This window comes from Rhodobacterales bacterium HKCCA1288, assembly GCA_015693905.1.
In the GTDB taxonomy this organism is placed as follows: Bacteria; Pseudomonadota; Alphaproteobacteria; order Rhodobacterales; family Rhodobacteraceae; genus M30B80.
This window is the reverse complement of record CP065161.1, coordinates 2,048,135-2,073,539: the sequence shown is the minus strand read 5'-3', so window position 1 is coordinate 2,073,539 and position 25,405 is coordinate 2,048,135. Positions and strand designations below refer to the sequence as shown.

23 protein-coding genes are annotated in these 25,405 nt (G+C 56.0%); 11 read left to right on the top strand and 12 right to left on the bottom strand.

Features of this window, described 5'->3' with window-relative positions; translation table 11 throughout:
* Window positions 1–119: 119 nt before the first annotated feature.
* The 6 genes from I3V23_10130 to I3V23_10105 all read right to left on the bottom strand — a co-directional run bounded on the left by I3V23_10130 (window position 120) and on the right by I3V23_10105 (window position 6,717).
* The gene (locus I3V23_10130) at window positions 120–1,763 is read right to left on the bottom strand and encodes an iron ABC transporter permease (GenBank protein ID QPI84930.1); all 1,644 of its coding nucleotides are present in this window, start codon (window positions 1,761–1,763) and stop codon (window positions 120–122) included.
* A 70-nt stretch (window positions 1,764–1,833) separates the two neighbouring features.
* Window positions 1,834–2,802 (bottom strand): DMT family transporter, encoded by a 969-nt coding sequence (locus I3V23_10125; GenBank protein QPI84929.1) that lies wholly within the window; start codon window positions 2,800–2,802, stop codon window positions 1,834–1,836.
* Window positions 2,803–2,983: 181 nt separating this feature from the next.
* The gene (gene leuB, locus I3V23_10120; protein ID QPI84928.1) at window positions 2,984–4,090 is read right to left on the bottom strand and encodes a 3-isopropylmalate dehydrogenase; all 1,107 of its coding nucleotides are present in this window, start codon (window positions 4,088–4,090) and stop codon (window positions 2,984–2,986) included.
* Between the two features lie 60 nt (window positions 4,091–4,150).
* Entirely contained in the window at window positions 4,151–4,984 is an 834-nt protein-coding gene (locus I3V23_10115; protein QPI84927.1) for a hypothetical protein, read from the bottom strand.
* 256 nt (window positions 4,985–5,240) lie between these two features.
* Window positions 5,241–5,846, bottom strand: coding sequence for a 3-isopropylmalate dehydratase small subunit (gene leuD / locus I3V23_10110; protein QPI84926.1), 606 nt, complete (start codon window positions 5,844–5,846; stop codon window positions 5,241–5,243).
* 73 nt (window positions 5,847–5,919) lie between these two features.
* A complete protein-coding gene (locus tag I3V23_10105) occupies window positions 5,920–6,717 on the bottom strand; it encodes a DUF4198 domain-containing protein (protein ID QPI84925.1) in 798 nt (265 codons plus the stop codon).
* Between the two features lie 32 nt (window positions 6,718–6,749).
* Between I3V23_10105 and I3V23_10100 the strand changes: the two genes are divergently transcribed.
* Window positions 6,750–7,895, top strand: a complete 1,146-nt coding sequence (locus I3V23_10100) for a HupE/UreJ family protein (GenBank protein QPI84924.1) — start codon at window positions 6,750–6,752, stop codon at window positions 7,893–7,895.
* Between the two features lie 59 nt (window positions 7,896–7,954).
* On the opposite strand, the gene leuC is transcribed toward I3V23_10100, so the two are convergent.
* Together leuC and I3V23_10090 are read right to left on the bottom strand one after the other, a co-directional pair.
* Window positions 7,955–9,358: a 3-isopropylmalate dehydratase large subunit gene (leuC, locus tag I3V23_10095; protein ID QPI84923.1), complete on the bottom strand. Its 1,404-nt coding sequence runs from the start codon at window positions 9,356–9,358 to the stop codon at window positions 7,955–7,957.
* A 192-nt stretch (window positions 9,359–9,550) separates the two neighbouring features.
* The gene (locus I3V23_10090) at window positions 9,551–11,203 is read right to left on the bottom strand and encodes a thiamine pyrophosphate-binding protein (protein ID QPI84922.1); all 1,653 of its coding nucleotides are present in this window, start codon (window positions 11,201–11,203) and stop codon (window positions 9,551–9,553) included.
* Window positions 11,204–11,261: 58 nt separating this feature from the next.
* Between I3V23_10090 and I3V23_10085 the strand changes: the two genes are divergently transcribed.
* Window positions 11,262–11,801 (top strand): NAD(P)H-dependent oxidoreductase, encoded by a 540-nt coding sequence (locus I3V23_10085; GenBank protein QPI84921.1) that lies wholly within the window; start codon window positions 11,262–11,264, stop codon window positions 11,799–11,801.
* Here the strand turns inward: I3V23_10085 and I3V23_10080 are convergent.
* Entirely contained in the window at window positions 11,798–12,856 is a 1,059-nt protein-coding gene (locus tag I3V23_10080; GenBank protein QPI84920.1) for an FAD-binding oxidoreductase, read from the bottom strand. The genes I3V23_10085 and I3V23_10080 overlap by 4 nt on opposite strands.
* An 80-nt stretch (window positions 12,857–12,936) precedes the next feature.
* On the opposite strand from I3V23_10080, the gene mnmD reads away from it, so the two are divergent.
* Entirely contained in the window at window positions 12,937–13,614 is a 678-nt protein-coding gene (gene mnmD, locus I3V23_10075) for a tRNA (5-methylaminomethyl-2-thiouridine)(34)-methyltransferase MnmD (protein QPI84919.1), read from the top strand.
* Entirely contained in the window at window positions 13,611–14,573 is a 963-nt protein-coding gene (locus I3V23_10070; GenBank protein ID QPI84918.1) for a DMT family transporter, read from the top strand. Before mnmD ends, I3V23_10070 begins: the two co-directional genes overlap by 4 nt.
* Here the strand turns inward: I3V23_10070 and I3V23_10065 are convergent.
* Window positions 14,488–16,389, bottom strand: a complete 1,902-nt coding sequence (locus I3V23_10065; protein ID QPI86787.1) for a lytic transglycosylase domain-containing protein — start codon at window positions 16,387–16,389, stop codon at window positions 14,488–14,490. The genes I3V23_10070 and I3V23_10065 overlap by 86 nt on opposite strands.
* Window positions 16,390–16,672: 283 nt before the next feature.
* Here I3V23_10065 and I3V23_10060 point away from each other — a divergent pair, with 283 nt between their 5' ends.
* The 7 genes from I3V23_10060 (at window position 16,673) to I3V23_10030 (ending at window position 22,241) form a co-directional block, all read left to right on the top strand.
* The gene (locus tag I3V23_10060) at window positions 16,673–17,545 is read left to right on the top strand and encodes a 4-hydroxy-tetrahydrodipicolinate synthase (GenBank protein QPI84917.1); all 873 of its coding nucleotides are present in this window, start codon (window positions 16,673–16,675) and stop codon (window positions 17,543–17,545) included.
* A gap of 18 nt (window positions 17,546–17,563) precedes the next feature.
* Window positions 17,564–18,040, top strand: coding sequence for an SsrA-binding protein SmpB (smpB, locus tag I3V23_10055; protein QPI84916.1), 477 nt, complete (start codon window positions 17,564–17,566; stop codon window positions 18,038–18,040).
* Between the two features lie 85 nt (window positions 18,041–18,125).
* The gene (gene sseA, locus I3V23_10050) at window positions 18,126–18,974 is read left to right on the top strand and encodes a 3-mercaptopyruvate sulfurtransferase (protein QPI84915.1); all 849 of its coding nucleotides are present in this window, start codon (window positions 18,126–18,128) and stop codon (window positions 18,972–18,974) included.
* Window positions 18,971–19,528, top strand: coding sequence for a GNAT family N-acetyltransferase (locus I3V23_10045; GenBank protein QPI84914.1), 558 nt, complete (start codon window positions 18,971–18,973; stop codon window positions 19,526–19,528). The genes sseA and I3V23_10045 overlap by 4 nt, the downstream gene beginning before the upstream one ends.
* A 9-nt stretch (window positions 19,529–19,537) precedes the next feature.
* Window positions 19,538–20,728 carry an aspartate/tyrosine/aromatic aminotransferase gene (locus I3V23_10040; protein QPI86786.1) on the top strand — a complete coding sequence of 397 codons (1,191 nt, stop codon included), beginning with the start codon at window positions 19,538–19,540 and terminating at the stop codon, window positions 20,726–20,728.
* A 68-nt stretch (window positions 20,729–20,796) separates the two neighbouring features.
* Window positions 20,797–21,420, top strand: a complete 624-nt coding sequence (locus I3V23_10035; GenBank protein ID QPI84913.1) for a queuosine precursor transporter — start codon at window positions 20,797–20,799, stop codon at window positions 21,418–21,420.
* A 242-nt stretch (window positions 21,421–21,662) separates the two neighbouring features.
* Window positions 21,663–22,241 carry a hemerythrin domain-containing protein gene (locus tag I3V23_10030; GenBank protein QPI84912.1) on the top strand — a complete coding sequence of 193 codons (579 nt, stop codon included), beginning with the start codon at window positions 21,663–21,665 and terminating at the stop codon, window positions 22,239–22,241.
* A gap of 38 nt (window positions 22,242–22,279) precedes the next feature.
* Here I3V23_10030 and gyrB read toward each other — a convergent pair whose 3' ends face one another.
* Together gyrB and I3V23_10020 are read right to left on the bottom strand one after the other, a co-directional pair.
* Window positions 22,280–24,697: a DNA topoisomerase (ATP-hydrolyzing) subunit B gene (gene gyrB, locus I3V23_10025; protein QPI84911.1), complete on the bottom strand. Its 2,418-nt coding sequence runs from the start codon at window positions 24,695–24,697 to the stop codon at window positions 22,280–22,282.
* A gap of 73 nt (window positions 24,698–24,770) precedes the next feature.
* Complete coding sequence (locus I3V23_10020; protein QPI84910.1) at window positions 24,771–25,397, bottom strand: LysE family translocator; 627 nt, start codon at window positions 25,395–25,397, stop codon at window positions 24,771–24,773.
* Window positions 25,398–25,405 lie beyond the last annotated feature (8 nt).

Genomic DNA, 25,405 nt, shown 5'->3' with positions numbered 1-25,405 from the left:
CCACCAAACAACTCACGAGCGCCCTCTCAAGGGGCGCTCGTTTGCTTTTGGGGCGCTGAGGCGTGTTATGTCCTGACCCCAGATTGCCCACCTATGGGCGCGGGGTATGATCAACCCGTTCACCTATCTTCTCGGCTTAGGCTCCAACATAAAATGGCCACTGGGATCAAACCAACGGCACCGATGATCAGACTGGGAACTGCGGCCTCAGCCAATCGTTCATCCGCGGCCAATCGGTGCGCTTGCACGGCGAGCGTATCATAGTTGAAGGGGCGCAGGATCAAGGTGGCGGGCAGCTCCTTCATCACATCCACGAAAACAATCAGCAGCGCGGTCAAGATCGAAGGCTGCAAGATCGGCACATGGATCCGCCGCAACATAGGTGCAGGCCCATGCCCCAATGTGCGCGCGACCGCGTCCATATTCGGGTTCAGGGTGGCCATGCCCGCCTCATAGGTGTTCAGCGCCACCGCCATGAAACGCACCATATAGGCCATGATCATCAGCCAGATCGACCCGCTGATCAAAAGGCCCGTATCAATACCGAAATTCGTCTCCATGAAGTGGTCAAGCGCATTGTCAAAAGCCGCAAAGGGAAACAACAGACCCACCGCAATCACACCACCGGGCACAGCATACCCAATGCCCGCTACCCTAAGGGCCGTTTTTGACATCCGCGTGGGCCGCAAGCGCGCACGAAATCCAAGCGCAATGGCCGCCCCGACAGTCAGGAAGGCCGCAATCGCGGCAAGTGTCAAAGAGTGCCGCAAGAAGCCCAAATAGCGTTCTGTGAAAAGGATATGCGCTTGATCAGCCGCAAGCGTGATCAAAATCCACACGGGCAAAACAAAGCCAAAGAGAACGGGCAAACCGCAGAATAAAATAGCCCCCAAAGCAGCGCGGCCATTGAGGGTGACAGGCTCCATCACCTCAAATCTACGGCCCGCGTCATGATGACGGGAATGGCGGCGCTGTCGGCGTTCGAACGTGGCAAGGGTCAAGGCCACAACCAACAGACACAGGGCAAGCTGCGCCGCCGCCGCGCGGTCAAACAAGCCAAACCAACTGACATAGATGCCCGTGGCAAAAGTCTGAACACCGAAATAGGCGGTGGTTCCGTAATCAGCCAAGGTTTCCATCAAAGCAAGCAGCACACCCCCTGCAATCGCCGGGCGAGCAACAGGCAGACTGACGCGCCAGAATGCGCCCCATGGCCCCTGCCCCAACGTACGCGCCGCGATATAGGCGGTAGCGCTTTGGCGCAGAAACGCTGCGCGCGCCAGAAGATAAACATAAGGGTAAAGCACCAAGACCAACATTGCCGCTGCACCACCAAGTGATCTGATTTCAGGGAACCAGTAATCGCGAGGGCCCCATCCCATAAAGGCGCGCAAGGTGGACTGCACAAGACCTGGATGATCAAGCAAATCCGTATAGGCATAAGCCAGAACATAGGCTGGGAAGGCCAAAGGCAGGGCGAGGGCAATTTCCAACACCCGCCGCCCAAAAAACCGCGTCATGGTGACAAGCCATGCGGCACCCGTCCCAATTACAGCCGTTCCTAGCCCTACGATCACACTGAGTTGCAAGGTCGCCCCGACATAGCGGGGCAGAACGCTTTGGCTAAGACTAACAACTGTGTCGAACCCACCCGAAAGCGCGGCAATCGCCACAGCAATCATCGGCAGAAGGCATAATGCGACCACAAGCTTGCCCAAAAGGCCAAACCAATGATCCCCCGTGATGCGCATTTTCTCAGTCATGAGAGAGGGCTTATGTGATTTTCAGACCTGAGGGAAGACATCCGATTAAAACAGTCGGAAATATGCACGACTAGTCTGTTTCTTCCTTGCCGCGCAAAATTGCCGTCATCCGTGGCACGCTTGGTGCCCCAATGCGGCCATGGGTGCGCAAGACAGGCTTTTGGCTATCCGCAGGACGGCTATCTTCGCGCAGCACGATATAAACACCTGACGCGATGATAACGGCTGCACCGATTACTGTGGCTTGATCCACCCCTTCGCCGAAAAACATTGTGCCAAAAAACACGGCCCAAAGGATCTGCGAATATTGCATGGGCGCAACGATCACCGCATCCGCCATGCGATAGGCCAAAATCACAAGCCACATCGCAAGCAAGGCCAAAATTGCGACCAGCGCCATCAATGCCATATCCAAGAGCGGCATCGGCTCGTAGACGAAAGGCAGAAGCGCGCCCATGACGATAAAATTGGCCATCATCGGATAAAGCATCAGGGTAACGGAGCGTTCCTCAGACCCGATCTTGCGCAAAATCACCGAGACTAAGGCGCCGCCAAATGCCGCCGCCAACGCGGATAAATGCCCAAGGTTCAAATCCGCCGCCCCTGGTCGAAGCACGATCAAAACACCGACAAGCCCCACGACCACCGCGCTTGCGCGCCGAATGCCAATGCGTTCGCCCAACATAGGGATGGCCAGCAATGTGATCAGAACTGGCATCGCAAAAATGATCGCATAGGTCTGGGTCAAGGGCAGGGTTGAGAATGCGTAAAATGCAGTCGCCCCCGTGAACACCACCGCAATTGACCGCAATGCTGTCCAGAACGGGTATTTGGGCCGCAATGTTTCTGGCTTGGGCTCGCCCATCAGCAACAACATGGTGACGGGAAAGCCAAACAAAACCGAGAAGAACACGATCTGAAAGACCGAATAGCTTGAGCCAAGATATTTGATCACCACATCGTGGGTCGCGTAAATTCCGAATGCCGCCAATGCGATCAATGCGCCTTTGATATTGGTGCTCTTGCGATCTTTGGACATGGCATTTCCTTGGCTTATTCCTCAATCAAGGCATCGGCACAGCCGCTTGCCAAGATTGAATATGCGAGATGGCGATATTCCTGCCCCCGATGCTGCAGCTTTGCATCGGGTGGCGTATCTGCACAAAAACACCCGCTCAACCGTGCGGTCAAGCGGGTGCAAATCAGAACAGGGCCGAAACTTACAAAGACGCGTCTAGCGCTTTGACAATGGCATCACCCATCTGAGCGGTCGAAACGGGCGAGCCGCCTTCTGGCCCCATCAAATCGGCTGTGCGCAGGCCATCGGCCAAAACGGCCTCAACCGCTTTTTCCAAACGGGTCGCCTCATCCCCTTGATCAAAGCTATAGCGCAGCGCCATCGCAAAGCTGAGAATGCACGCAATCGGGTTTGCTTTGCCTTGACCTGCAATATCAGGTGCAGAGCCGTGAACGGGCTCATACAATGCTTTGGGGCGGCCATTGGCCATCGGTGCGCCCAGACTTGCCGAAGGCAGCATGCCCAAAGACCCTGTCAACATTGCTGCCAAATCCGATAGCAGATCACCAAAGAGGTTATCCGTCACGATCACATCAAACTGCTTTGGCCAACGGGTCAGCTGCATTGCGCCTGCGTCAGCATACATGTGCGACAATTCCACATCAGAATATTCAGCAGCATGCACTTCGCTCACAACCTGACGCCACAACACGCCCGATTCCATAACATTGGCCTTCTCCATTGAGCAGACCTTATTGTTGCGGCGGCGCGCCAGTTCGAAGGCCGACCGCGCCACGCGGGCGATTTCGCTTTCAGTGTAACGCTGGGTGTTCACGCCAACGCGCTCATTGCCTTCTTTATGGATGCCGCGTGGCTCACCGAAATAAACGCCGCTGGTCAGTTCACGGATAATCATGATGTCGAGGCCGCCGACCACATCCGCCTTCAACGAAGAAAAATCCGCGAGGGCATCAAAACACTGCGCAGGGCGCAGGTTCGCATAGAGATCCATCTCCTTGCGCAGGCGCAGCAGGCCGCGCTCAGGCTTTACGCTGAAATCGAGATTGTCATATTTCGGGCCGCCGACCGCGCCAAGCAACACGGCATCAACGCTTTGCGCTTTTTCCATCGTCTCATCGGTCAAAGGCGTGCCATGCGCATCATAGGCGCAACCGCCCACCAGATCTTCGGTGACATCAAAGGTCAGGCCACGCTTTGCGCCATACCAGTCGATGATTTTGCGCACCTCGGTCATAACCTCGGGGCCGATCCCGTCACCGGGAAGAATGAGAAGCGATGGGTTGCTCATGGAACTAATCCGTCTTGAAAATCCTGATTGCACACGCCCTATCCTTTGGCTGCGTCAGGGTCAAGAAAGGGCCAGTCTTTCATCAGGTGTCAGCGCCGCGATGATCCTCTTTTGATAGCTGCGGATCATGTAGCGCAACCGCAGCAGGGCCATTGCCCTGATCAACAGGCACATTGGCAAAAAGGCCCATAGGGTCACAACCCAAACCGCGCCTTGCCCATCATAGGCAAGGGTGCTGCCTGTCTGTGAAAACACAGCCCCCAAGACGGGCGGCAATATCAGCGGCAGGCCTAAGCCCCATATGATATTTCTGCGCGCATCACATTTTAAACGATGGGTCACATCGCTGCCCACTGTCGGGTCGAACATGGGCAAGTTCACCCACATATTGATCGACATTCCCCGTCCGGGCCATTTGCTAAAACGTATGAACAGGGCGAATAAGAACAATGTGCCAAGGGCGATGGTCAGGGCCAAAGCGGCCATGACCCTGACGTGATCCATGGCCTGCACGGATAGGGGCGCTGCCCCAAACAAGCGTTGCAACAAATAGTCAGGGCTAAGGTGCGAAAGCCCGCTGTCAAACAGCACGCCACCCCAATGGTGCGCTCTATTGGCCATTGCACTGACTGCACCCTCTGGTCCGTTGAAATGCTGCAAATGAACAGGATCAGCTGAAACAAGGCTCAGCAAGAATAACATCGAAAACAGGGCCAAAATGCGCAGACGATTATAGGGCGGCGCATCGCGAAACTCGATGATAGCGGGATGACGGGCGCTGTATTCAAACACCACAAAGAGGGCCGCAATCAATCCAAACAGCATAACGCCTTCCACATCCCCGCGGGATGTATCGCCAAGGACAAGCGATGGTGTCGCAATGACAAAAAACACCAATACTGCCCTAAGCACAGCGCCAAAAAGCTGTGAAAGCACCTGCTCTTCCTCGTTCTGGATGGGGTCGGTTCGTGCCTGCCCCTTATTCCACAATTTCGCCTCATTCTGACGATAAGGCCGCCTCAATTGCCACAATATTGCCTAAATTTAATACCTAATGAAACACATTAAAAAAGACCCCCACACCGATGAGGATGCAGGGGCCTGAAATTTATCCAGTCAGATCAGGGCAAAAGCGCAGACGCGCTTGAAACTAGACCCAAGGACGCGCGGCTTGCGCGGTTGCTTCAAAGGCGTCAATGGCCTCGACCTTGGTCAAGGACAGCCCGATATCATCCAATCCATTGAGCAAGCAATGTTTGCGGAACGGGTCGATTTCGAAGGCGATCTTCTGGCCATCGGGGCGGGTGATCTCTTGAGCCTCAAGGTCGATGGTCAAGGTGGCATTCGCGCCGTTTGACGCGTCATCCATCAGTTTATCGACCTCTTCCTGCGGCAGGGGGATCGGCAAAATCCCGTTCTTAAAGCAGTTGTTGAAGAAAATATCAGCAAAGCTCGGTGCAATCACGCAACGAATGCCAAAATCCAACAAGGCCCAAGGCGCGTGTTCGCGCGAGGAGCCGCAGCCAAAATTGTCGCCAGCGACCAAAATCTGCGCGTCCCGATAAGCAGGTTTATTCAGAACGAACTCGGGGAGTTCATTGCCTGATTGATCAAAGCGCATCTCGTCAAAGAGGTTTTTTCCCAAACCAGAGCGTTTGATCGTTTTCAAAAACTGCTTGGGGATGATCATATCTGTGTCGATATTGATCAGCGGAAGCGGGGCTGCAATCCCCGTCAGGGTTGTAAACTTATCCATAGGCCTCTCCTTGAGATCGGTCAGGCTTTAGCCAATCTGGCACGCAGGGGCAAGCCATACTCACACCCTGCGTTCATGGGATCATAAAACTCAGGCCTGCCCAACGCGTGCCCCACACGGGGCCATCTTCTTGGGGTGTAATCTCATCCAAAACCACAGCATCGGCGAAATAGGCGTAACCTGACATGACAGGCAAGTTCACCTCGCCTTGATCATTGGTGCGATGCAGCGTGATCGTAACCTCGCCTTCGGGGCTGCGCGCAAACAGCTCAACCTGAACAGCGGCGCGCGGGGTGTCTTGGTCAAAAAGCTGCAGCAAGAACCCATCGCTCACATCGTCAAGATAGGGGTTCTCCAATGCAACGAATTCGGTCGACAGACCAAATCGCTGATCTTGTCCCGCCCCCTCGCCTACGGCGAACAACGCCTTTACATGGCGGGTATAGGCCTCGGAAAAACCTGCGCGCGGCAGTCCGCGTGCATTGTGGCGCGCTTCGATGGCGCCAAAATCTTTATGGGCGGCAAATGCTGCAAATGTTTCCCACTCTGACCATGTGACCAATTTCGGCGTGCTTTCGTGGATCATCACCACCAATCCATCAGCAACACCCGAAACATGGGCGGCAGGGCGATCCCCAAAACGCCCCTCAACAGGCCGCAAACCATTGGCATCAGCAATTTCAAACCGCGTGAAATCTCGCGGCAGATATACCATCGGCGCACCACGAAATTCGGTGCCCACACGCAGGTCAGCGCGAATATCCCCGCCTGACGGAACCATGTATTCGAGGGGATCAATCCAAAATTCATGCGCAAATAACTTGCCCGCCAACAAAATTGCGCCAATGTTCAAACAAACGGCCAGTTTCATTGCATCTCTCCCCTTTAATCTAGGCAGTGACCATGATCTTAAGACGCATTTTGTCAAACAATTCCCACATCACTTTTTTGTTGGCGGCCCTCTGCTTGATGTTCAGCACATCAGCGCGGGCCCATGAAATCCGCCCTGCAGTGGCCGATGTGTCTGTCACCGCCGATGCGGTGGAGATGAGCATCTCCCTGACGCTAGAGCCGCTGATTGCAGGTATTAACCTTGCGGGTCTAGAAAATACCAATGACGCGCCAGAGGCGTTGATCTATGACCAATTGCGCGCGCAATCGCCCGAGGCCCTGCGCGCCGCGTTCGAGGGGGCATGGCCGCGCATTCAGGAAAATATCCAGATTATCGTGGATGGAGTGACACTGCCCCCTGAATTTGTGGGTGTCAGCATCACCCCCAATCCCGATTTGGAACTACCACGCGACACCACTTTGACCCTGCGCGCCGATTTACCTATGGGGGATGCGCCCGTTCAAATTGGCTGGAGCGCGTCTTATGGCGAATTGGTGCTGCGTCAGGTGGGCGGCGGCGCGGATGCCTATCAAGGCTTTCTCACCAATGGCGAATTATCAGCACCCTTGCCCCGCGGCACTGCCCTTAGCGAGGGGGCATGGCCCGTCTTTACCCGATATGTTGTCGCAGGGTTTGAGCATATTATCCCCTTAGGGATAGATCATATTCTGTTTGTTTTGGGCCTGTTTTTCTTCTCGCTGCGCCTCAAGCCTTTGTTGCTTCAGGTCAGCGCATTTACCTTGGCCCATACCATTACGCTTGCCCTTGCAAGTCTTGAGATTGTGCGCGTCCCCGCCTCGGTGGTCGAGCCATTAATTGCTGCTTCAATCGTCTATGTGGGTGTCGAAAACATTCTTGGCCGTGAAAACCTACGCGCCCGCACGGCGTTGGTGTTCGGGTTTGGCCTGCTGCACGGGCTTGGCTTCGCTTCAGTTCTTGGGGATTTTGGGATCACCGCAGACCGCTTTGGCGTGGCATTGGTCGGGTTCAATATTGGGGTCGAATTTGGTCAGCTTGCGGTAATCGGTCTGGCTTTCCTTGCGGTTGGCCTCTGGTTTGGCAAGCGCGATTGGTATCGCCCCTTCATCGCAATCCCCGCCTCGGTGGTCATCTCCGCCATTGGGGCCTATTGGGTGGTCGAGCGCACCTTGCTGTAACGCAACAAAAAAGCCCCGCCAAATCGGCGGGGCTTTTTCGAAATTCACAAAGGGCGAAATTACATCATCTCGCGCACATCAGTGAGGCGGCCTGTTATCGCCGCAGCCGCAGCCATTGCAGGGCTCATCAAATGGGTGCGACCACCGCGCCCCTGACGCCCCTCAAAGTTGCGGTTTGATGTTGCCGCACAGCGTTCACCGGGCTGAAGTTGGTCGGGGTTCATCGCAAGACACATGGAGCATCCCGCAAGACGCCATTCAAAACCTGCCTCGATGAAGATATCAGCCAAACCTTCTTCTTCAGCCTGCGCGCGCACAAGGCCAGAGCCGGGCACAACCATCGCGCGCTTTACAGCGATTTTCTTACCCTTCAGAATTTCAGCTGCCGCGCGCAAATCTTCGATGCGGCCATTTGTGCAAGACCCGATAAACACCGTGTCAATCTCGACATCCTGCAAACGCTGACCCGGTTTGAGGCCCATATATTCTAAGGAACGGCGCGCCGCATCGACCTTGCCGCCTTTGAAATCTTCGGGTGCAGGGACAAAATCGGTGATTGGCAATACATCCTCAGGGCTAGTGCCCCATGTCACCACGGGCGCAATGTCCTCGCCCTTGATGGTGATGACCTTATCCCAATGTGCGTCCTCATCCGAGAACAGGGTCTTCCACCATGTCAAAGCGGCCTCCCATTGCGCGCCCTTTGGCGCGTGGGGGCGGCCCATGACATAGTCAAAGGTCTTTTGATCAGGCGCGATCAGGCCCGCGCGCGCGCCGCCCTCAATCGCCATGTTGCAGACCGTCATGCGCCCTTCCATCGACAATTCACGAATGGCTTGGCCGCAATATTCGATCACATAGCCTGTGCCGCCCGCCGTGCCCGTATGGCCGATTACGGATAGGGTAATGTCCTTGGCCGTCACGCCTGGGCGCAGACTGCCTGTGATCTCGACCTTCATATTCTTGGATTTTTTCTGAATCAGGGTCTGGGTGGCCAGAACATGCTCAACCTCAGATGTGCCGATCCCATGCGCAAGCGCCCCAAAGGCCCCATGGGTCGCGGTATGGCTGTCGCCACAAACCACGGTCATGCCTGGCAATGTCCAACCCTGTTCAGGGCCAACAATATGCACAATGCCCTGACGAACATCAGAAACGGGGTAATAGTGTATCCCAAAATCTTTGGCGTTTCTATCAAGCGCCTCAACCTGAATGCGGCTTTCCTCATTCATCCCACCTTTCAAACGATCAGGTGTGGTGGGGACGTTGTGATCTGGCACAGCGATGGTTTTCTCTGGCGCACGCACAGTGCGCCCTGCCATACGCAGACCCTCGAAGGCCTGCGGGCTTGTCACCTCATGCACAAGGTGGCGATCAATATACAAAAGGCAGGTGCCATCCTCAGCCTCATGGACGAGATGGGCATCCCAGATTTTGTCATAAAGCGTTTTTCCTGCGGTCATGTCTTTACTCCTTACGGGCGATTGGATCAGGGAAATCGGTTTGCGTCACAAGGACGGCAAACGCCCCCTGTCGCCAGAGGCACGCCCGAAAAAGCGCCACGGCAGGCGCGCGCGATCATCCATGTCAAACACCCGTGTCATATGGGCCATTTACTGCGCTTGAGGCTGCGGCGCAAGCGGTGAGCGCGCCACCTAGCCTTTGAGATCAGAGAGGTTAAAGGATGGCGCCAGCATATCTGGGTCAAGCTGCAATTCGATCAGATGCAAGCCTCCCTCCAAAGCCACCTCAAAGGCAGGCGCAAATTCAGCTGTGCAGGTCACCAAATGACCCGTCCCGCCATAGGCCTTTGCCAAGGCAACATAATCAGGGTTGAATAAATCCGTGCCAGACACGCGCGCTGGATAGGTTTTCTCTTGGTGCATCCGAATGGTGCCGTAGCGGCCATTATTGGCGATCAGCACGACAATATCCGCCCCGAATTGCCGCGCGGTCGACAGCTCCTGCAAGGTCATTTGCAAACAACCATCCCCCGCCATGCAAATCACAGGGGTTTCACGATGCGCCAATTTGGCCGCGACCGCCGCAGGCAATCCATATCCCATCGAGCCAGAAGTCGGCGCAAGCTGTTGACCGTAGCGGCGATAAGAGAAATAGCGATGCACAAAAGCCGCGTAATTGCCTGCGCCATTGGTCACGATCCCACGCCCCCCAAGAATACGGGACATCTCAAGCACGACTTCCTCAAGGCGCACATCACCCGTTGTGGTTTGGGGGTTTTGCCACGCGCGATAGGCCGCATGCGCGCGCGCGGCGCGACCCTGATCTTGTGCGGGGATATCATCTAGAACCGCCCGCGCCACCCGCAGAAAAGCGGGGATGTCACAAACCATAGTTGCATCAGGGCGATAGACGCGACCCAATTCATCCGGATCAGGATGCGCGTGATAAAGCCGCCCCTGCCAACCCTTGCGCGGATCGCGCAACACATATCCGCCTGTCACCACCTCACCCATGCGGGTGCCTAGGGCCAGAACCCCATCCGCCTTGGCAAAACTTTGCATAGTTGCGGGACAGGCCCCGACACCCAGATACCCCGCGAAGCAAGGGTGATGATTATCAACGTAATCCTGCCGCCTGAAACTGGTGGCGATTGGGATGTCCAAATGTGCTGCAATCGTTTCAGCATCCGCGCGGGTCTGTTCTGACCAATCGCTGCCACCCACCACGATCATGGGTGATTTGCACGCGGCGAGGGCGCCAAGCCATTCCCGAACAATCTGCGGATCAGGCAAAGAGGACGAAACACCCGAAGGGGCCAAATCAACACAGTCCGCCACAGCCGAAAGAATATCCTCGGGCAGAGCCAAAACCACGGGCCCCTTGCGGCCCGATTGCGCTACGCGAAACGCGCGCACGATATATTCTGGCAATCGGTCAGTTTGCTCCACCTCCGCGACCCATTTCACGAGCGGGCCAAAAAACGCACGATAATCAACCTCTTGGAAAGCTGCGCGATCCCGATGCGCCAGCGGAACCTGCCCGACAAAACAGACCAACGGGGTGCTGTCATGCATGGCCACATGCAGACCAGAGGCGGCATTGCTGGCCCCAGGCCCGCGGGTAACGAATAAAACGCCCACCTCGCCCGTGGTTTTTGCATGGGCCTCGGCCATCATGGCCGCACCCCCCTCTTGGCGACACACGATGTTCTCGATTTGGTGATCGTAAAGCCCATCCAATGCGGCCAGAAAACTTTCACCTGGAACAGAGAAAACACGCCGTACCCCATGCGCTGCAAGTTGATCTGCAAGGATTCTGCCGCCATGGCGTGAAGGGGGGGTCATTGTTTCAATCTCTATCCTGACTATCTTTGCGAGGAGCATAGACGAAGAAGGGTGCGAGATGTCCAGAGGAAGATTAATCGGGCTGTGCGGGGCGTTGCGCAAAGGATCAAGCAATCGAAAACTGATGAACGCGGCTGCGCAGAGCTTTGACCCCGCCGAATTTATTGAGGCGAATTTGCAGCTTCCGCTCTATGATGGGGATGTTGAAGACAGCCAAGGCATCCCTGAGGCGGTGATCCGCCTGCGCGATCAAATCGCAGCGGCGGATGCGGTGGTCATCTCGACCCCTGAATATAACAAGGCGCTGTCAGGTGTTTTGAAAAATGCGCTTGATTGGATCAGTCGCACCGACAGCAACCCGTGGCGCGATAAACCCGTTGCGATTATGTCTTCAGCAGCAGGGCGCGCAGGCGGCGAGCGGGCGCAATATTCGCTGCGCCTCTGTCTAACGCCATTTCGTCCACATCTTTTGACTGGGCCCGAGCTCTGTTTGGCGCAAGGGCCAGATCAATTTGATGGCGAGGTCCTGATCAATGCGCGCGCGCAAAAAACCCTTGATGAATTGATGGGTGAATTGCGGCGTGCAGCGGGGCTTTAGGCCTGTGCTGGCAAGGACACAGCGGGTGCGAAATCAGAGGGGATAGTATCGCGCCCCTCTAGCACCAAATCGGCCATGACATCGGCAACACGGGGGGCAATGCCGAACCCAATCTTAAAGCCACCATTTGCAATAAAGTGATCCGTCCGAAGCGGATGCCGCCCCAGCATCGGCGCGCGGCTTTTGGCGCGGGGGCGCAGCCCCGCCCAACGCGTGACGACCTGCGCCTTTGCCAAAGCAGGGCATAGCCTGCGCGCCTTTTCAATCAAAAGATCTAGATTGGCGTCCGTGGTGGATGGATCGTTAAAGTCGCGCTCTGACGTTGACCCGATGGCAACCTGCCCGCGCCCCTGCGGCCCTTCATGCGGCACGAAATGCACCCCATCTATGAAAAGCTGTGGAAGGCGGCCCATATCCGCATCAAGGATTGCCGCCTGTCCCTTTTGGCCCGCGCCCACCACCCCGCCAAAAGCATCGGATAGCTCTGCCAAACCTGCGGCACCTGTAGCCTCAACCACGGCCCCCATCAGCGGGGCATCACTGACGATCTGCCCACCCTTGGCCCGCAAAGCTGCGGCCAAGGCGACCAAACCCTGACGCGGGGCAAGCCTTGCGCTGAGACTGTCGAAAATAACCTGCGCGGTGGGGCTTGTGATCCATGGCGCATAATCGGCGGCAGGGCGGATGTCCCAGATATAACGGCCCTGCCAATGGGTCTTGGCCCCGCTTTGACGCGCGCGCGCCAGATCAAGCCCTGCCTGATCCATGATCGGCTGCACGCGTCCGACCCGCGCAAAGCCAGAAGGCAGGTTTGCAGCATCAGCGACACCTGCCCAAAATACGGCTGCCCCATCAAGAGCTTCAAATTGGAATTGTTTTTTCGCGTTCCATTGTTCGGGCACGTGAGGGGCCAAGGCCCCCACAACACCGCCAGAAGAACCTGCGCCAATGCCGTTAGGATCGATGACTTGCACCTTTGCGCCGCGCGCGGCACAGGCCCATGCAATGGCAAGCCCAAAGATCCCTGCCCCCAAAACTGTTACATCGTAGCGCATGATTTCGCCCCTTGCCAAATTTCGGCGACAGGCTCAGTTTGCCACAAGCCCGCAATGTCGCGGGTCTTTTAAGGCAAGCCATGAATAAGAGCCAGCCACATCCCCTTGAATGGCGGACGGGTGATATTCCCGTCTCGCGCCAATTCGATGATCCGTTCTTTTCGCTCGATAACGGATTAGCGGAAACCACCTATGTTTTCCTCAGCGGCAATGACCTACCCGAACGGTTTTGCGATGGGTTTCACATTGCGGAACTTGGCTTTGGCACAGGCTTGAATTTTCTGGCCAGCCTTGCCGCGTTTCGCGCGGCCAAGACCACGGGCGTTTTACATTTCACATCTTTTGAAGCCTTCCCGCTGCAAAGTGATGACTTGACCCGCGCATGGGGGGCGCATCGCGCGAATTTGCCCGCCGATGCCTGTGCCGCGCTGACCCAAAGCCCTAATTTGCCACCACAAATCATAGGCCCTGACTACGTTTTGCAGCTTGTTTTCGGGGATGCGCGCATGACATTACCCCAATGGGATGGGGTCGCAGATGCGTGGTTTCTTGACGGGTTTTCACCTGCCAAAAACCCCGAGCTTTGGGAAGATGATCTTATGCAAGCCGTGGCAGAGCATACCAAGCAGGGCGGCACTTGTGCGACCTACACCGCCGCAGGCGCAGTGCGCCGCGCCCTTGAGCGCGCGGGGTTTTCTATCACGAGGGCGCAAGGGTTTGGCCGCAAACGCCATATGACGAAGGGGCGCAAGAATTGATCGAGCAGAACACCCGCAAGGGCATTTTCCTAATGATTGCCACGACCATCGTCTTTGCAATTCAAGACGGGATCAGCCGCCATTTGGCGGGTGAATATAATGTCATGATGGTCGTGATGATCCGCTATTGGTTCTTTGCGGCATTCGTCATCGCCATATCCGCCCGCAAGGCAGGCGGGCTCAAGGCGGCTGCCGCCACCAACCAACCTTTTTTGCAGGCCTTCCGTGGGATTCTGTTAGCAGCCGAAATTTGCGTGGCGGTGTTGTCCTTCACGCTTCTCGGTCTGGTCGAAAGCCACGCGATCTTTGCGTGCTATCCGCTTTTGGTTGCGGCCCTATCTGGGCCAATCCTTGGGGAAAAGGTGGGCTGGCGTAGATGGGCGGCCATTGGCACGGGCTTTATCGGCATCCTCATCATCTTGGAGCCTGGCGTGACTGTTTTTGCCATTGAGGCGCTAATCCCATTGGCATCGGCGCTGATGTTCGCGGTCTATGGGCTTTTGACGCGCTATGTGTCCCGCCAAGACAGCGCGGCAACCAGTTTCTTTTGGACGGGGATCACGGGTGCGATCTTTATGACCGCAGTTGGCATCTGGTTTTGGGAGGCCATGGCCCCAACCGATTGGATCTGGATGGGGTTTTTGTGCATGACAGGCGCGCTTGGGCATTATTTGCTGATCCGCGCTTATGAGGTGGCCGAAGCCAGTGCCGTGCAGCCTTTCGCCTACTTGCAGATGCCGTTTTCCTCGATCATCGGGATATTAATCTTCGGCGATGTGCTGAGGGAAAACGTGGCACTGGGCGCAGGGCTTGTGGTTGCGGCAGGGTTGTTCACCCTCTTCCGCGCCCGCGCCAAAGAAAAAGCAGAGCAAATCAACGCCGTTGCAGCAGTTCCGACAAATGCGGACGCTGCAACGCCCCCGTCAGACGCGCCTCGTAAATCTGAAGGCTCTCCGTGACGCGCATGATGTAATTGCGCGTTTCAGTAAAAGGCACGGCTTCGATCCAATCCACAATATCAACGGAGGGATCGCGCGGATCACCAAATCGCTCGATCCAAGCGGTCGCGCGTGAAGGCCCCGCATTATAGGCGACAGCCAAAAGCACGGGGTTCGTCCCGAAATCTTCGCTAAGATATTGCAAATATCCCGCGCCAAGCCGCGCGTTATAGGCGGGGTCGCTCAGCAAGCGCTGCTCTTCATAAGCAATGCCTTGTCGGCGCGCCTCGGATTGGGCGGTTCGCGGCATCACCTGCATCAAACCGCGCGCCCCTGCAGGGCTGATAACTGTGGGGTTAAACTCAGACTCGCGCCGCGCGATTGACAGAACAAAAGCAGGGTCAAACCCCAAATCTGCCGATGCCAAATCGGTCACGGGGAAATAGGCAGGCATGATCTCATGCCCATCCAAAGCCGCGCGTTTTGCAATCATGACCGCATAATGCGGCTCGCGCAGTTCAAGCGCGAATTGGGCCAGCGCACCTGCCTCGGCACGGCTCAGGCTTTCGGTCAAATGGGTCATAAAGCGTTCCGCCAAATCCCCCTCGCCGGCCTGATGTAACAACAACGCCGCGTGAAACACCGAAGAATTCGCAAAGGAAGCCTGCCGCCAATCGCCAAATTGCTCGCGGCCTAGGAACCCTTCATCTTGCGGGAAACCTCCGCGCTCTGCGGCCAATTGACCATAAAAACTCGATTGGAATTCAGCGCCATAGGCATAGGCAGAACGGGCCGCCTCTGTGTTGCCCAAGGCCTCATGCGCGCGCCCAATCCAATAGCCCGCACGCCCTGACGAAATGGGTGAATCTACAACCGATCTCATAGCCTCAAAATGGGTCAAGGCGCGGGCGGCATTGCCAGATTTCAGGGCATTATATCCTGCCAACCATTCCAATTCCGCGTAATCGCTTGCATCGCGTTCGGGCGAGAGGAAATGCGGCGCGGCCAATTGATAGGCCTGCGCAAAATCCCCTTCGCGCATCACATCGCGGGCCAATGAGGCACGCCGCCACGACCAATATTCAGGGCGACCCAATCCGTCTTGCGAGGTTGAGCGCGCCAACATCATCTCACGCGCGCCATCCCAAAGCCCCGCCTCCATGCGCCATCGAAACCGCTCAAAAGCAAGCCCCGCATCATCTGCATATTGTGCTGGAACAGCATCAATCAGCGCATTGATCCCATCACTGCGCCCAGCCCGAAGGGCCAAACGCGCCACCGCCAAGGCACGCGCCCCACTCTCCACTTCGGCCATCATCTGCTCGGCAAGGGCGGTTTCACCCTCCCAGAGCAACATATCAAGCCGCGCAAAATTCAGCGCGGCTAGATCCGAACGATGCCGCGCCAAGAGATCTGCAACCAAATCGCGGGACAGTGGCATGGTCACCCAAGCCTCACGCAGCACTTGTTGATAGGCTGTGTTGTTTCCACGCGCCTCATGGGCCGCCAACAAACCGCGCAGCCCATCGGTGGTCAGGGGCATAGCACCGCCAAAATAGGCAATAACCTGATCAGGGCTGCCCCCCTCGGCCATGGCCCCCTCACCTTGTTGGTGAAGATATGGCAGACCTGGCCAATCGCTACGGCGCTCTAGAAAATCGGGGTATTCTGCCGCTGTGCCCCCTTGGGCGCGCAAAATAACCCATTGCACAACATCGCGGGCAACAGCGTCAGCCAGACCCGATTGAAGCGCGCGCGCACGCTCAAAATCGCGCTCTGTTGCCGCCGCGATTGCCTCGCTGAGGGGGCTTTGGGCCAACGCAGCGCGAATTGGCATCACCAATGCGACCAAAGCCAAACCCACGGCCACAATGATCTTATGCCATCTACGTCCTGTGCCTATCGCGCCTGTCACGGGTGAACCCCTAAATTTTAAAAGTCAAAACCTGCTCGGGCGCTATTATGCGCCTCTTTGACCCCCAAGCTATATCTTCCCTCGACATCTGCAAGAGAGGAACTTGGCAATTCTGTCGAAGATCGCTAGTGTCCGCGCGGTCTTGCGCTTATGTTGGGATGGCAAGGCAGATCATCTGTCCAGAAACGAAAAAAGGAAGCGTGTCATGTTCAAAGGCTCTATGCCCGCATTGGTAACGCCGTTCACAAACGGCGCTGTTGATTTCGGCACGCTTGAAAAACTCGTGGAGTGGCAGATCACTGAAGGCAGCCACGGGCTTGTGCCTGTTGGCACCACAGGCGAAAGCCCAACCCTGAGCCATGAAGAACATGAGGCCGTGATCAAGGCGGTTGTGAAAACCGCCGCAGGGCGCGTGCCCGTTATTGCAGGGGCAGGATCCAACAACACAGTCGAGGCATTGCGCTTTGTGCAATTCGCCAAGGATGTGGGGGCGGAGGCCGCTTTGGTGGTAACACCCTATTACAACAAGCCCACGCAAAGAGGCATGATTGCCCATTTCGAGGCATTAAATGAAGTCGGCATTCCGATCATTATTTATAACATTCCACCCCGCTCTGTGGTGGATATGATGCCTGATACGATGGGCGCACTCGCCAAGTTGCCAAATATTATCGGGGTGAAGGATGCCACTGGTGATCTCAGCCGTGTGCCCAAGCAACGCATTACCTGTGGCACGGATTTCGTGCAGTTGTCAGGTGAGGATGCCACTGCGATAGGCTTTAACGCACAAGGCGGCGTGGGCTGTATTTCCGTCACAGCGAATGTTGCGCCCGCGCTCTGTGCCGCGATGCAAGAGGCAACTCTCCGCGGCGATTATGCGGCAGCGCTTGAATATCAAGACAAGCTCATGCCGCTGCATGAGGCCATTTTCCTTGAGCCAGGTGTCGCTGGTGCAAAATATGGGCTGTCTCTGTTGGGGCGCGCAAATGATGAGGTGCGGCTGCCATTGACCACGCTGAGCGATGCGACAAAAGCGCGGATCAAATCGGCCATGCAGCACGCGGGTCTGATCGCCTGATCGGCAAGAAGGGCCGATATGGCAAAGAAAGACGAAAATAAAAACTACAAGGTCATTGCTGAGAACCGCCGCGCGCGGTTTGACTATGCTATTGAATCTGACCTTGAGGTTGGAATCGTCTTGCAAGGCTCCGAGGTGAAGTCACTGCGCCAAGGCCAATCCAATATCGCCGACAGCTATGCGGCGGTTGAGGATGGCGAATTGTGGTTGGTGGCCGCCTATATCGCACCATATGCCCAAGCCAAAACTTGGGGTCATGAAGAGCGGCGCAAACGCAAACTTCTTTGCTCGAAGCGGGAGGTCGCGCGTCTTTGGAACGCCTCGCAACGCGAAGGCATGACCCTTGTGCCCTTGGTCATGTATTTCAACGATCGTGGCATTGTGAAGCTCAAGATTGGTATCGCCAAAGGTAAAAAAGTCGCCGATAAGCGCGAAACCAGCGCCAAGCGTGATTGGAACCGCCAAAAGCAGCGGATTCTTAAACAAAACGGGTAAGCTGTCATGCGCCCTTTGCCTGATCACCAATTTGGGCTAGGTCTTTTTGAAGGTCGCCTTGACCAACCGCGCCGTGGAGTTTGCTATGACTGATGATCCTAAAACCCTTGTCTCAACCGAATGGCTTGCGGCCCATCTGTCGGATCCTGACCTGCGGATTTTGGATGCATCTTGGTATTTGCCCGATATGAACCGCGATGCCCGCGCGGAATATGACGCGGGCCATATTCCCGGTGCTCGTTTCTTTGATATTGACGAGATTAGCGACACCCAATCTGCCTTGCCCCATATGGCACCACCCTCTGAGAAATTCATGTCGCGGATGCGCGCGATGGGTGTGGGTGATGGGCATCAGGTCGTGGTCTATGACGGGGCGGGCATATTTTCAGCCGCCCGCGTGTGGTGGCTTTTCCGCCTGATGGGCAAAACGGACATCGCCGTTCTTGATGGAGGATTAAAAAAATGGAAGGCCGAGGGTCGCCCCTTGGAGGATATGGCACCAATCCTGCGCGACCGCCACATGACCGCACAACGCCAAGCAAATTTGGTCAAGGATGTGACCCAAGTCGCTGCTGCCGTGAAATTGCGCGATTGGCAGATTGTTGATGCGCGCGGCCCCGCGCGGTTCCGCGGTGAGGAACCTGAACCGCGGGCAGGACTGCGCGCTGGCCATATTCCAGGCGCATTGAACGTGCATTATGCCACGCTGCTCAATTCCGATGGCACCATGAAAAAAGGCGAGGCTTTGCGCGCCGCTTTTACCGATCAAGGCGTTGATCTGGAGCGGCGGATTATCACAAGCTGCGGCTCTGGCGTAACGGCGGCTATTTTGTCCTTGGGGCTAGAGATCCTTGGGCATCGCGATCATGCGCTTTATGATGGATCTTGGGCCGAATGGGGCCAATTCGATCAGCTGAAAGTTGAGACGGGATGAGCCTGATTAAGGCAGGAACCAAGGTTCCCTATCGCGTCACTTTTTTGCGTATGACCGCGCGGCCTGATACCCAAACCGCGCTGCCCCAAGACATCACGCTTGAGCGCGCTATGGATCCGCCCCTTTGGTATTTTTTTGCGATCTATGACGCGGTGGGACGCGATTACGAATGGGTAGATCAACATAATCGCCCCGAGGCTGAACTGCGCGCCTATCTCGAAAGCCCCTTGGTCGAGCTGTGGGTCGCCAAACGTGGCGGCGTGCCGCAAGGGTTTTTCATGCTTGATTTCACCGACCCGCCGATCTGCGATCTGGCCTATTTTGGCCTTATGCCAAATGCCGTTGGCCAAGGGTTGGGCCGCGCCCTTCTGAACCAAGCATTGGCGCAAGCATGGGATGGCGCAGGCGTCACATCCGTCACAATAAACACCTGCACGCTTGACCATCCGCGTGCACTGGCGCTCTATCAATCGGCGGGTTTCGTGGCTGAGCGGTTCGACGATCGCAGTCGCATCCTGACCCGCGACAGAGACACATCGCTTCACCCTGCCTAAAGGCCTATGATGTTTGAAACGCTGACCGCCCCCGAAGCTGATAAAATCATCCGTCTGATGGGAATTTTTGCAGCTGATCCGCGCCCTGAAAAAATCGACCTTGGCGTAGGGGTCTACAGAAACGGCCAAGGACAGACCCCAATCATGGCAGCGGTCAAAGAGGCCGAGCGGCGGATTTGGGACGCACAGAACAGCAAATCCTACGTCTCGCTTGCAGGCGATAAGGCCTATCTTGAGGCGGTCGAAGAGTTGCTATTTTCCACGCGCGGGGCCAAAGCCACGATTGCAACACCTGGTGGAACGGGGGCGTTGCGCCAATGTTTTGAGGCGCTCAAATATCTGCGCCCAAACCTGACGGTATGGCTGCCAGAACCAACATGGCCCAACCACGCCTCAATCCTGCGCTATTTGGGTCTGCAGGTTCAGACCTATCGCTTCCGCGATGAGGCAACAGGCGGGTTGGATCACGCAGGCCTGATGGCGGATCTGGCACAAGTGGCACAAGGGGATGCCGTGGTCATCCACGGTTGCTGTCACAATCCAACGGGGATTGAACCAACCCCAGACACATGGCGCGAGATCGCCATTACACTGGCCAAGCGCGGGGCCTTGCCCGTGATTGACATGGCCTATCTGGGATTTGGCAGTGGGATAGAACAAGATCGCGCGGGTTTAGATGTGATCTGCACTGAATGCCCTGAAGTTTTGGTGGGGTTTTCCGCCTCTAAATCCTTTGGGCTGTATCGGGATCGCGTGGGTGCGGTTCTGGCTCAATGCCACAGCCCTGCCATTCAATCTGAGATGCAAGGCTTGCTGACATGGCTTAATCGCCAGAATTATGCCTTTCCCCCAGATCATGGGGCGCGGGTGGTGCAAGTGATTTTGGATGATCCCGAACTGCGTGCCAACTGGGTGGCCGAGCTATCGGCGATGCGCCAAGAGATTGACGCGAACCGCCAATGCTTTGCCAATGATTTGCGTCAGCACCAAATGGGTCGCCTCGCAGATCAAATCGCGGAACAACGCGGGATGTTCTCGCTGCTGGGCCTCAGCCCCAATGACGTGCGTCAGTTGCGCGAAACGCGGGGGATTTATCTGGTTGAGGACAGCCGCATCAATCTTGCAGCAATGACACCCACGGCCAGCCGCATCGTGGCCGAAGCCATTTCAGCGCTTGCACAAGCTGGGCAATCAGCATAGAGCGCGCCCTGTCCCGCGATGCGCGCGGGGCCAAGTCTCCGACTACCTTGTCAAAACGGATGAACATTATGAAATCTTCCTATCTTCCTGGCATCCTTGCCATGGCGGCCATCGTTTTGGCCTCAAATATCCTTGTGCAGTTTCTATTCGGCAATTGGCTGACATGGGGTGCCTTTACCTATCCACTGGCCTTTTTGGTCACTGACATCATGAACCGCGTCTATGGTGTCGCAGCCGCGCGGCGCGTTGTGTTTGCGGGTTTTGTGACGGGCGTGATCTGCTCTCTGATCGGCACGCAAATCATGGGCGAGTTTGGGCCATTGGTGACGTTGCGTATTGCTCTTGGTTCTGGCCTTGCGTTCCTCGTGGCGCAGTTGATGGATGTGGCCATATTTGACCGCCTGCGCGCAGGCGCATGGTGGCGCGCGCCTGTCGTCTCGACCTTGGTTGGGTCTAGCCTTGATACCGCGCTGTTCTTCACCATCGCGTTTTCAGCAAGCCTCAGCTTCCTTGAACCTGCCAATGATGTCTCTTGGGCGGGCGATATCTTGCCCATCTTGGGCCACGGCCCCGAAGCGCCGCTGTGGGTATCCCTTGCCATTGCTGACTGGTTGGTCAAGCTCGCGCTCGCGCTGATCGCACTTGTGCCATTCCGCTTGATTACCCGCAAAGTTTTGGCACAGGTTGCGTAAAAACTTTTGACAAACACAAAATATGTGGCAACCTTTGGATAACAGCAACGTAATGAAAGGAGGTGATCCAGTGTCTAGAGAGGTATTGGAGAAAGGGTTCGGGACAGCGATGGAGGTGCGCCTTTAAGCAGCCTTAAGGGCGATAACCGAAATGGCTGGGCGATGATTTCCTAACCGCGCCCACCTCCTGATTTCTCGAAGGGCCGCTTGCAAGAGCGGCCCTTTTCGATGAGAGGTTTCCCATGACTGAGATAGATCATCTTGCATTGGCCCACCGCGAGGGCCTGCCCGATGCGCTGCGCATTCTGTTGCAGGATTACCCGCGCGAGACATGGCAAGCGCATCCAAATTTTGGAGGCTTGGTCGCATTCTGGTTGGATCGCCACCTTATGTTCCGCAGACTTGACGCCATGTTGACCGATGCAGTGCAACAGGCGCTAGATCGCAATAATGATCCGCAAAACTTTGCGCGCAACCTGTCGCGCTTTGGTGGGATGCTTCTTGAGCAATTGCACGGCCATCACATGATCGAAGATCAGCATTATTTTCCGTTGCTTGTGCAAAAAGAGCCCAAACTTGAACGTGGTTTTGATATTCTTGACCGTGACCACCACGCGCTTGATCCGCTGTTGACGGATTTTGCTACGGCAGCAAATGGGGCGATTACGGGCGCGCTTGCGGGTAAAGGGCCAGATGCAATGGCCCCTCTTGAACGAGAGATGGCCCGCCTGTCCCGTCTGTTAGATCGACATTTACAAGATGAAGAAGAACTGGTGGTTCCCGTCATTCTAAAATTCGGCCCTTCGGGCCTAGACGGATAACCCAAAGCCCCCACGAGTTGGGGGCTTTGGAGGAAAGTTTAGAAATCTAAATTCTCAACACTCAGAGCGTTGGCTTGGATGAATTCGCGGCGGGGTTCTACGACATCGCCCATCAGTTTGGTGAAAATGTCATCCGCATCGGCCAGATCGTCAATTTTGACCTGCAACAAGGTGCGCGCCTCTGGATCGAGGGTGGTTTCCCACAGCTGGCTTGGGTTCATCTCACCCAAACCTTTATAGCGTTGCAGGGTCAGGCCCTTTTCACCCTCCGCCAAAATGGCATCCAGCAATTCGGTCGGGCCATGGATGATCTGGTTGCGTTCTTTACGGGCAAGATGCGCTGGCTTTGCAAAAATCTCGCGTGTTTCGGCGCTGACGGAGGAGAGCTTGCGCGCCTCGCCAGACCGCAGAACCGCACCATCAAGGTTTCTGATTTCCTCCACCCCGCGCAAAACGCGGCTAAGGCGGATCCCATGATCTTGGGTGATACGCCCTTGCCATCCGCGCTCGTATTCCACGGCGACCAAATCAAGGCGCGCCGCGATTTGATCCGCAACACCCTGAAGATCGCTGTTCAAGCGGTCTTGATCAAAGCCGCCCGCAAGCGCGGCCTGTTCAAGGATGTGACGGGGATAATGGGTTGGGAAGGCCTCAAGAACACGGCGGAAGGCACGCGCGCCCTCAACAACACGCGCTAAATCTGCGCCTGCAATTTCTTCGCCAGAAGGCATACGCAGAACCGCGCCATCAACGCCCATTTGGATAAGGTAATCCTCAAGCGCTGCTTGATCTTTTAAATAGACCTCGGATTTACCGCGCGCGACCTTGTAAAGCGGTGGCTGCGCAATAAAGAGATTTCCCGCCTCAATGATCTGCGGCATCTGGCGGAAGAAGAAGGTCAACAACAGAGTACGGATATGCGCGCCATCAACATCGGCATCCGTCATGATGACGATCTTGTGGTAGCGCAGTTTTGATAGGTCAAACTCGTCCCGCCCGATGCCTGTGCCAAGCGCGGTGATCAGCGTGCCGATCTCTTGGCTTGACAACATGCGATCAAAGCGCGCGCGCTCCACGTTAAGGATTTTCCCGCGCAGAGGCAGAACCGCCTGATTGTGCCGCGACCGGCCCTGTTTGGCGGAACCGCCGGCGCTGTCGCCCTCGACCAAGAACAATTCAGATTTGGCGGGATCTTTTTCCTGACAATCCGCCAATTTACCGGGCAGGCTGGCCACATCCATTGCCGTTTTGCGGCGGGTCAACTCGCGCGCTTTACGCGCAGCTTCGCGGGCCAAAGCCGCTTCGACAATCTTGCCCACGATATTACGGGCCTCTTGGGGATGTTCTTCAAACCATTCGCCAAGCTTTTCGTTGACCAAATTCTCCACCGCAGGGCGCACTTCTGAGGACACCAATTTGTCCTTGGTCTGGCTTGAGAATTTTGGATCAGGCACTTTGACAGATAACACGCAGGTCAGCCCCTCGCGCGCATCATCGCCGGTGAAATTAACCTTTTCGCGCTTAGCGATACCCGATGTATTGGCGTAGTGATTGATCGTGCGGGTCAGCGCACCACGAAAACCTGCCAAATGCGTGCCGCCATCACGTTGTGGGATGTTATTGGTGAAGGGCAGCACGTTCTCATGATAGCTGTCATTCCACCACATCGCGACCTCAACGCCGATGCCATCGCGCTCGCCCGACATAAAAATTGGATCTTCCAACATTCCTGATTTGGAGCGGTCGATATATTTCACGAATTCGCGCACACCGCCCTCATAGACCATCTCGCTGCGCAAAGGTTCGGCGGGGCGTTCATCCTCAAGCACGATTTTCACGCCCGAGTTCAAAAACGCCAATTCACGCAGACGCGTCTCTAGGGTTTTGAAACTATAGTCCAAGTTCGAAAATGTGGTCAGCGAGGCGAGAAAACGCACTTCCGTGCCCTTTTCACCATCGGAGTCCCCAACAACGCGCAAATGCTCGACCGTTTCGCCACGTTCAAACTTGGCGTAATGCTCTTTGCCATTGCGCCAAATGCGCAGTTCCAGCCAATCGGAAAGGGCGTTTACAACCGACACGCCGACACCATGCAGACCGCCAGACACCTTATAGGAGTTCTGGTCGAATTTGCCGCCTGCGTGCAACTGGGTCATAATCACTTCGGCAGCAGATACGCCTTCCTCAGCATGCATATCCACAGGGATACCACGGCCATTATCGCGCACGGAAACCGAATTATCGGCATGAATTTTGACGGATACTTGCGTGGCGTGACCTGCCAATGCCTCGTCAATGCCGTTATCGACAACCTCATACACCATATGGTGCAGGCCAGAGCCATCATCAGTGTCACCGATATACATACCGGGACGCTTACGAACCGCCTCTAAGCCTTTGAGAACTTTGATAGAATCTGCGCCGTATTCCTGCGGCGCGGGCGCGTTTTCGGCCATGGGGACCTCTGCCTGTTTCTTATGCGGTTTTATAACGCGTTGTTGTGGGAATGTCACGCCTTTGCCACAATATTTAGCGGTTGAACACCGCAATCGCTATGGCCACCAAGATCAACAGGCCGCCCGCGATCTTGTTGATCCGTGTCAGCGCCACTGGGTTCGTCACAAGGCGGCGCGCACGATCCACAAAAAGCGCAAAAAACGTATTTCCAACCAATGGCACAAACATGGAGATGGCCCCAATCAGCGCGATATCGGTCGCGGTAATCGTGCTGAGATCAAAGAACCCCGGTAGCATCCCCATGTAGAACAAAATCGCTTTGGGGTTGGCTAAAATCACCGCAAGGCCTGCAATGAATCCTGCCCAGACCCCTTTGCGATTAAGGCGGCTATCAGCGCTGATTTGGTGGCCTGCATGACGGATCAGCATGACCCCCATACCTACAAAAACAACCACAGCGAGCCAACGCAGCGCCTCCATCACCCAATCATAGCTTGCGACAATCCATGCAAGCCCGACCAAGGCCAGAACTGACCATGCAGTATCGCCTAGTGCCACACCAAGCATCAGGGGAAACGCCCCGCGCATCCCATGTGCCAATGTGCGCGCGGTCAAGGCCAACCACACAGGGCCAGGGGTGAGAAAAAGCACGAAAAGCGCGCCCGCATAGAGCGCCATTTGGGCCAGCGTTATTGTCATTGTCCTAC

Coding starts and splice junctions, on each gene's coding strand:
- I3V23_10060 (QPI84917.1), top strand. CDS start 16,673: ATGTTCAAAGGCTCTATGCCCGCATTGGTAACGCCGTTCACAAACGGC.
- I3V23_10100 (QPI84924.1), top strand. CDS start 6,750: ATGATCTTAAGACGCATTTTGTCAAACAATTCCCACATCACTTTTTTG.
- I3V23_10065 (QPI86787.1), bottom strand. CDS start 16,389: ATGCCAATTCGCGCTGCGTTGGCCCAAAGCCCCCTCAGCGAGGCAATC.
- I3V23_10035 (QPI84913.1), top strand. CDS start 20,797: ATGAAATCTTCCTATCTTCCTGGCATCCTTGCCATGGCGGCCATCGTT.
- leuC (QPI84923.1), bottom strand. CDS start 9,358: ATGACCGCAGGAAAAACGCTTTATGACAAAATCTGGGATGCCCATCTC.
- I3V23_10040 (QPI86786.1), top strand. CDS start 19,538: ATGTTTGAAACGCTGACCGCCCCCGAAGCTGATAAAATCATCCGTCTG.
- I3V23_10030 (QPI84912.1), top strand. CDS start 21,663: ATGACTGAGATAGATCATCTTGCATTGGCCCACCGCGAGGGCCTGCCC.
- I3V23_10090 (QPI84922.1), bottom strand. CDS start 11,203: ATGACCCCCCCTTCACGCCATGGCGGCAGAATCCTTGCAGATCAACTT.
- leuB (QPI84928.1), bottom strand. CDS start 4,090: ATGAGCAACCCATCGCTTCTCATTCTTCCCGGTGACGGGATCGGCCCC.
- mnmD (QPI84919.1), top strand. CDS start 12,937: ATGAATAAGAGCCAGCCACATCCCCTTGAATGGCGGACGGGTGATATT.
- I3V23_10045 (QPI84914.1), top strand. CDS start 18,971: ATGAGCCTGATTAAGGCAGGAACCAAGGTTCCCTATCGCGTCACTTTT.
- leuD (QPI84926.1), bottom strand. CDS start 5,846: ATGGATAAGTTTACAACCCTGACGGGGATTGCAGCCCCGCTTCCGCTG.
- I3V23_10105 (QPI84925.1), bottom strand. CDS start 6,717: ATGAAACTGGCCGTTTGTTTGAACATTGGCGCAATTTTGTTGGCGGGC.
- I3V23_10125 (QPI84929.1), bottom strand. CDS start 2,802: ATGTCCAAAGATCGCAAGAGCACCAATATCAAAGGCGCATTGATCGCA.
- sseA (QPI84915.1), top strand. CDS start 18,126: ATGACTGATGATCCTAAAACCCTTGTCTCAACCGAATGGCTTGCGGCC.
- gyrB (QPI84911.1), bottom strand. CDS start 24,697: ATGGCCGAAAACGCGCCCGCGCCGCAGGAATACGGCGCAGATTCTATC.
- I3V23_10085 (QPI84921.1), top strand. CDS start 11,262: ATGTCCAGAGGAAGATTAATCGGGCTGTGCGGGGCGTTGCGCAAAGGA.
- I3V23_10130 (QPI84930.1), bottom strand. CDS start 1,763: ATGACTGAGAAAATGCGCATCACGGGGGATCATTGGTTTGGCCTTTTG.
- I3V23_10080 (QPI84920.1), bottom strand. CDS start 12,856: ATGCGCTACGATGTAACAGTTTTGGGGGCAGGGATCTTTGGGCTTGCC.
- I3V23_10020 (QPI84910.1), bottom strand. CDS start 25,397: ATGACAATAACGCTGGCCCAAATGGCGCTCTATGCGGGCGCGCTTTTC.
- smpB (QPI84916.1), top strand. CDS start 17,564: ATGGCAAAGAAAGACGAAAATAAAAACTACAAGGTCATTGCTGAGAAC.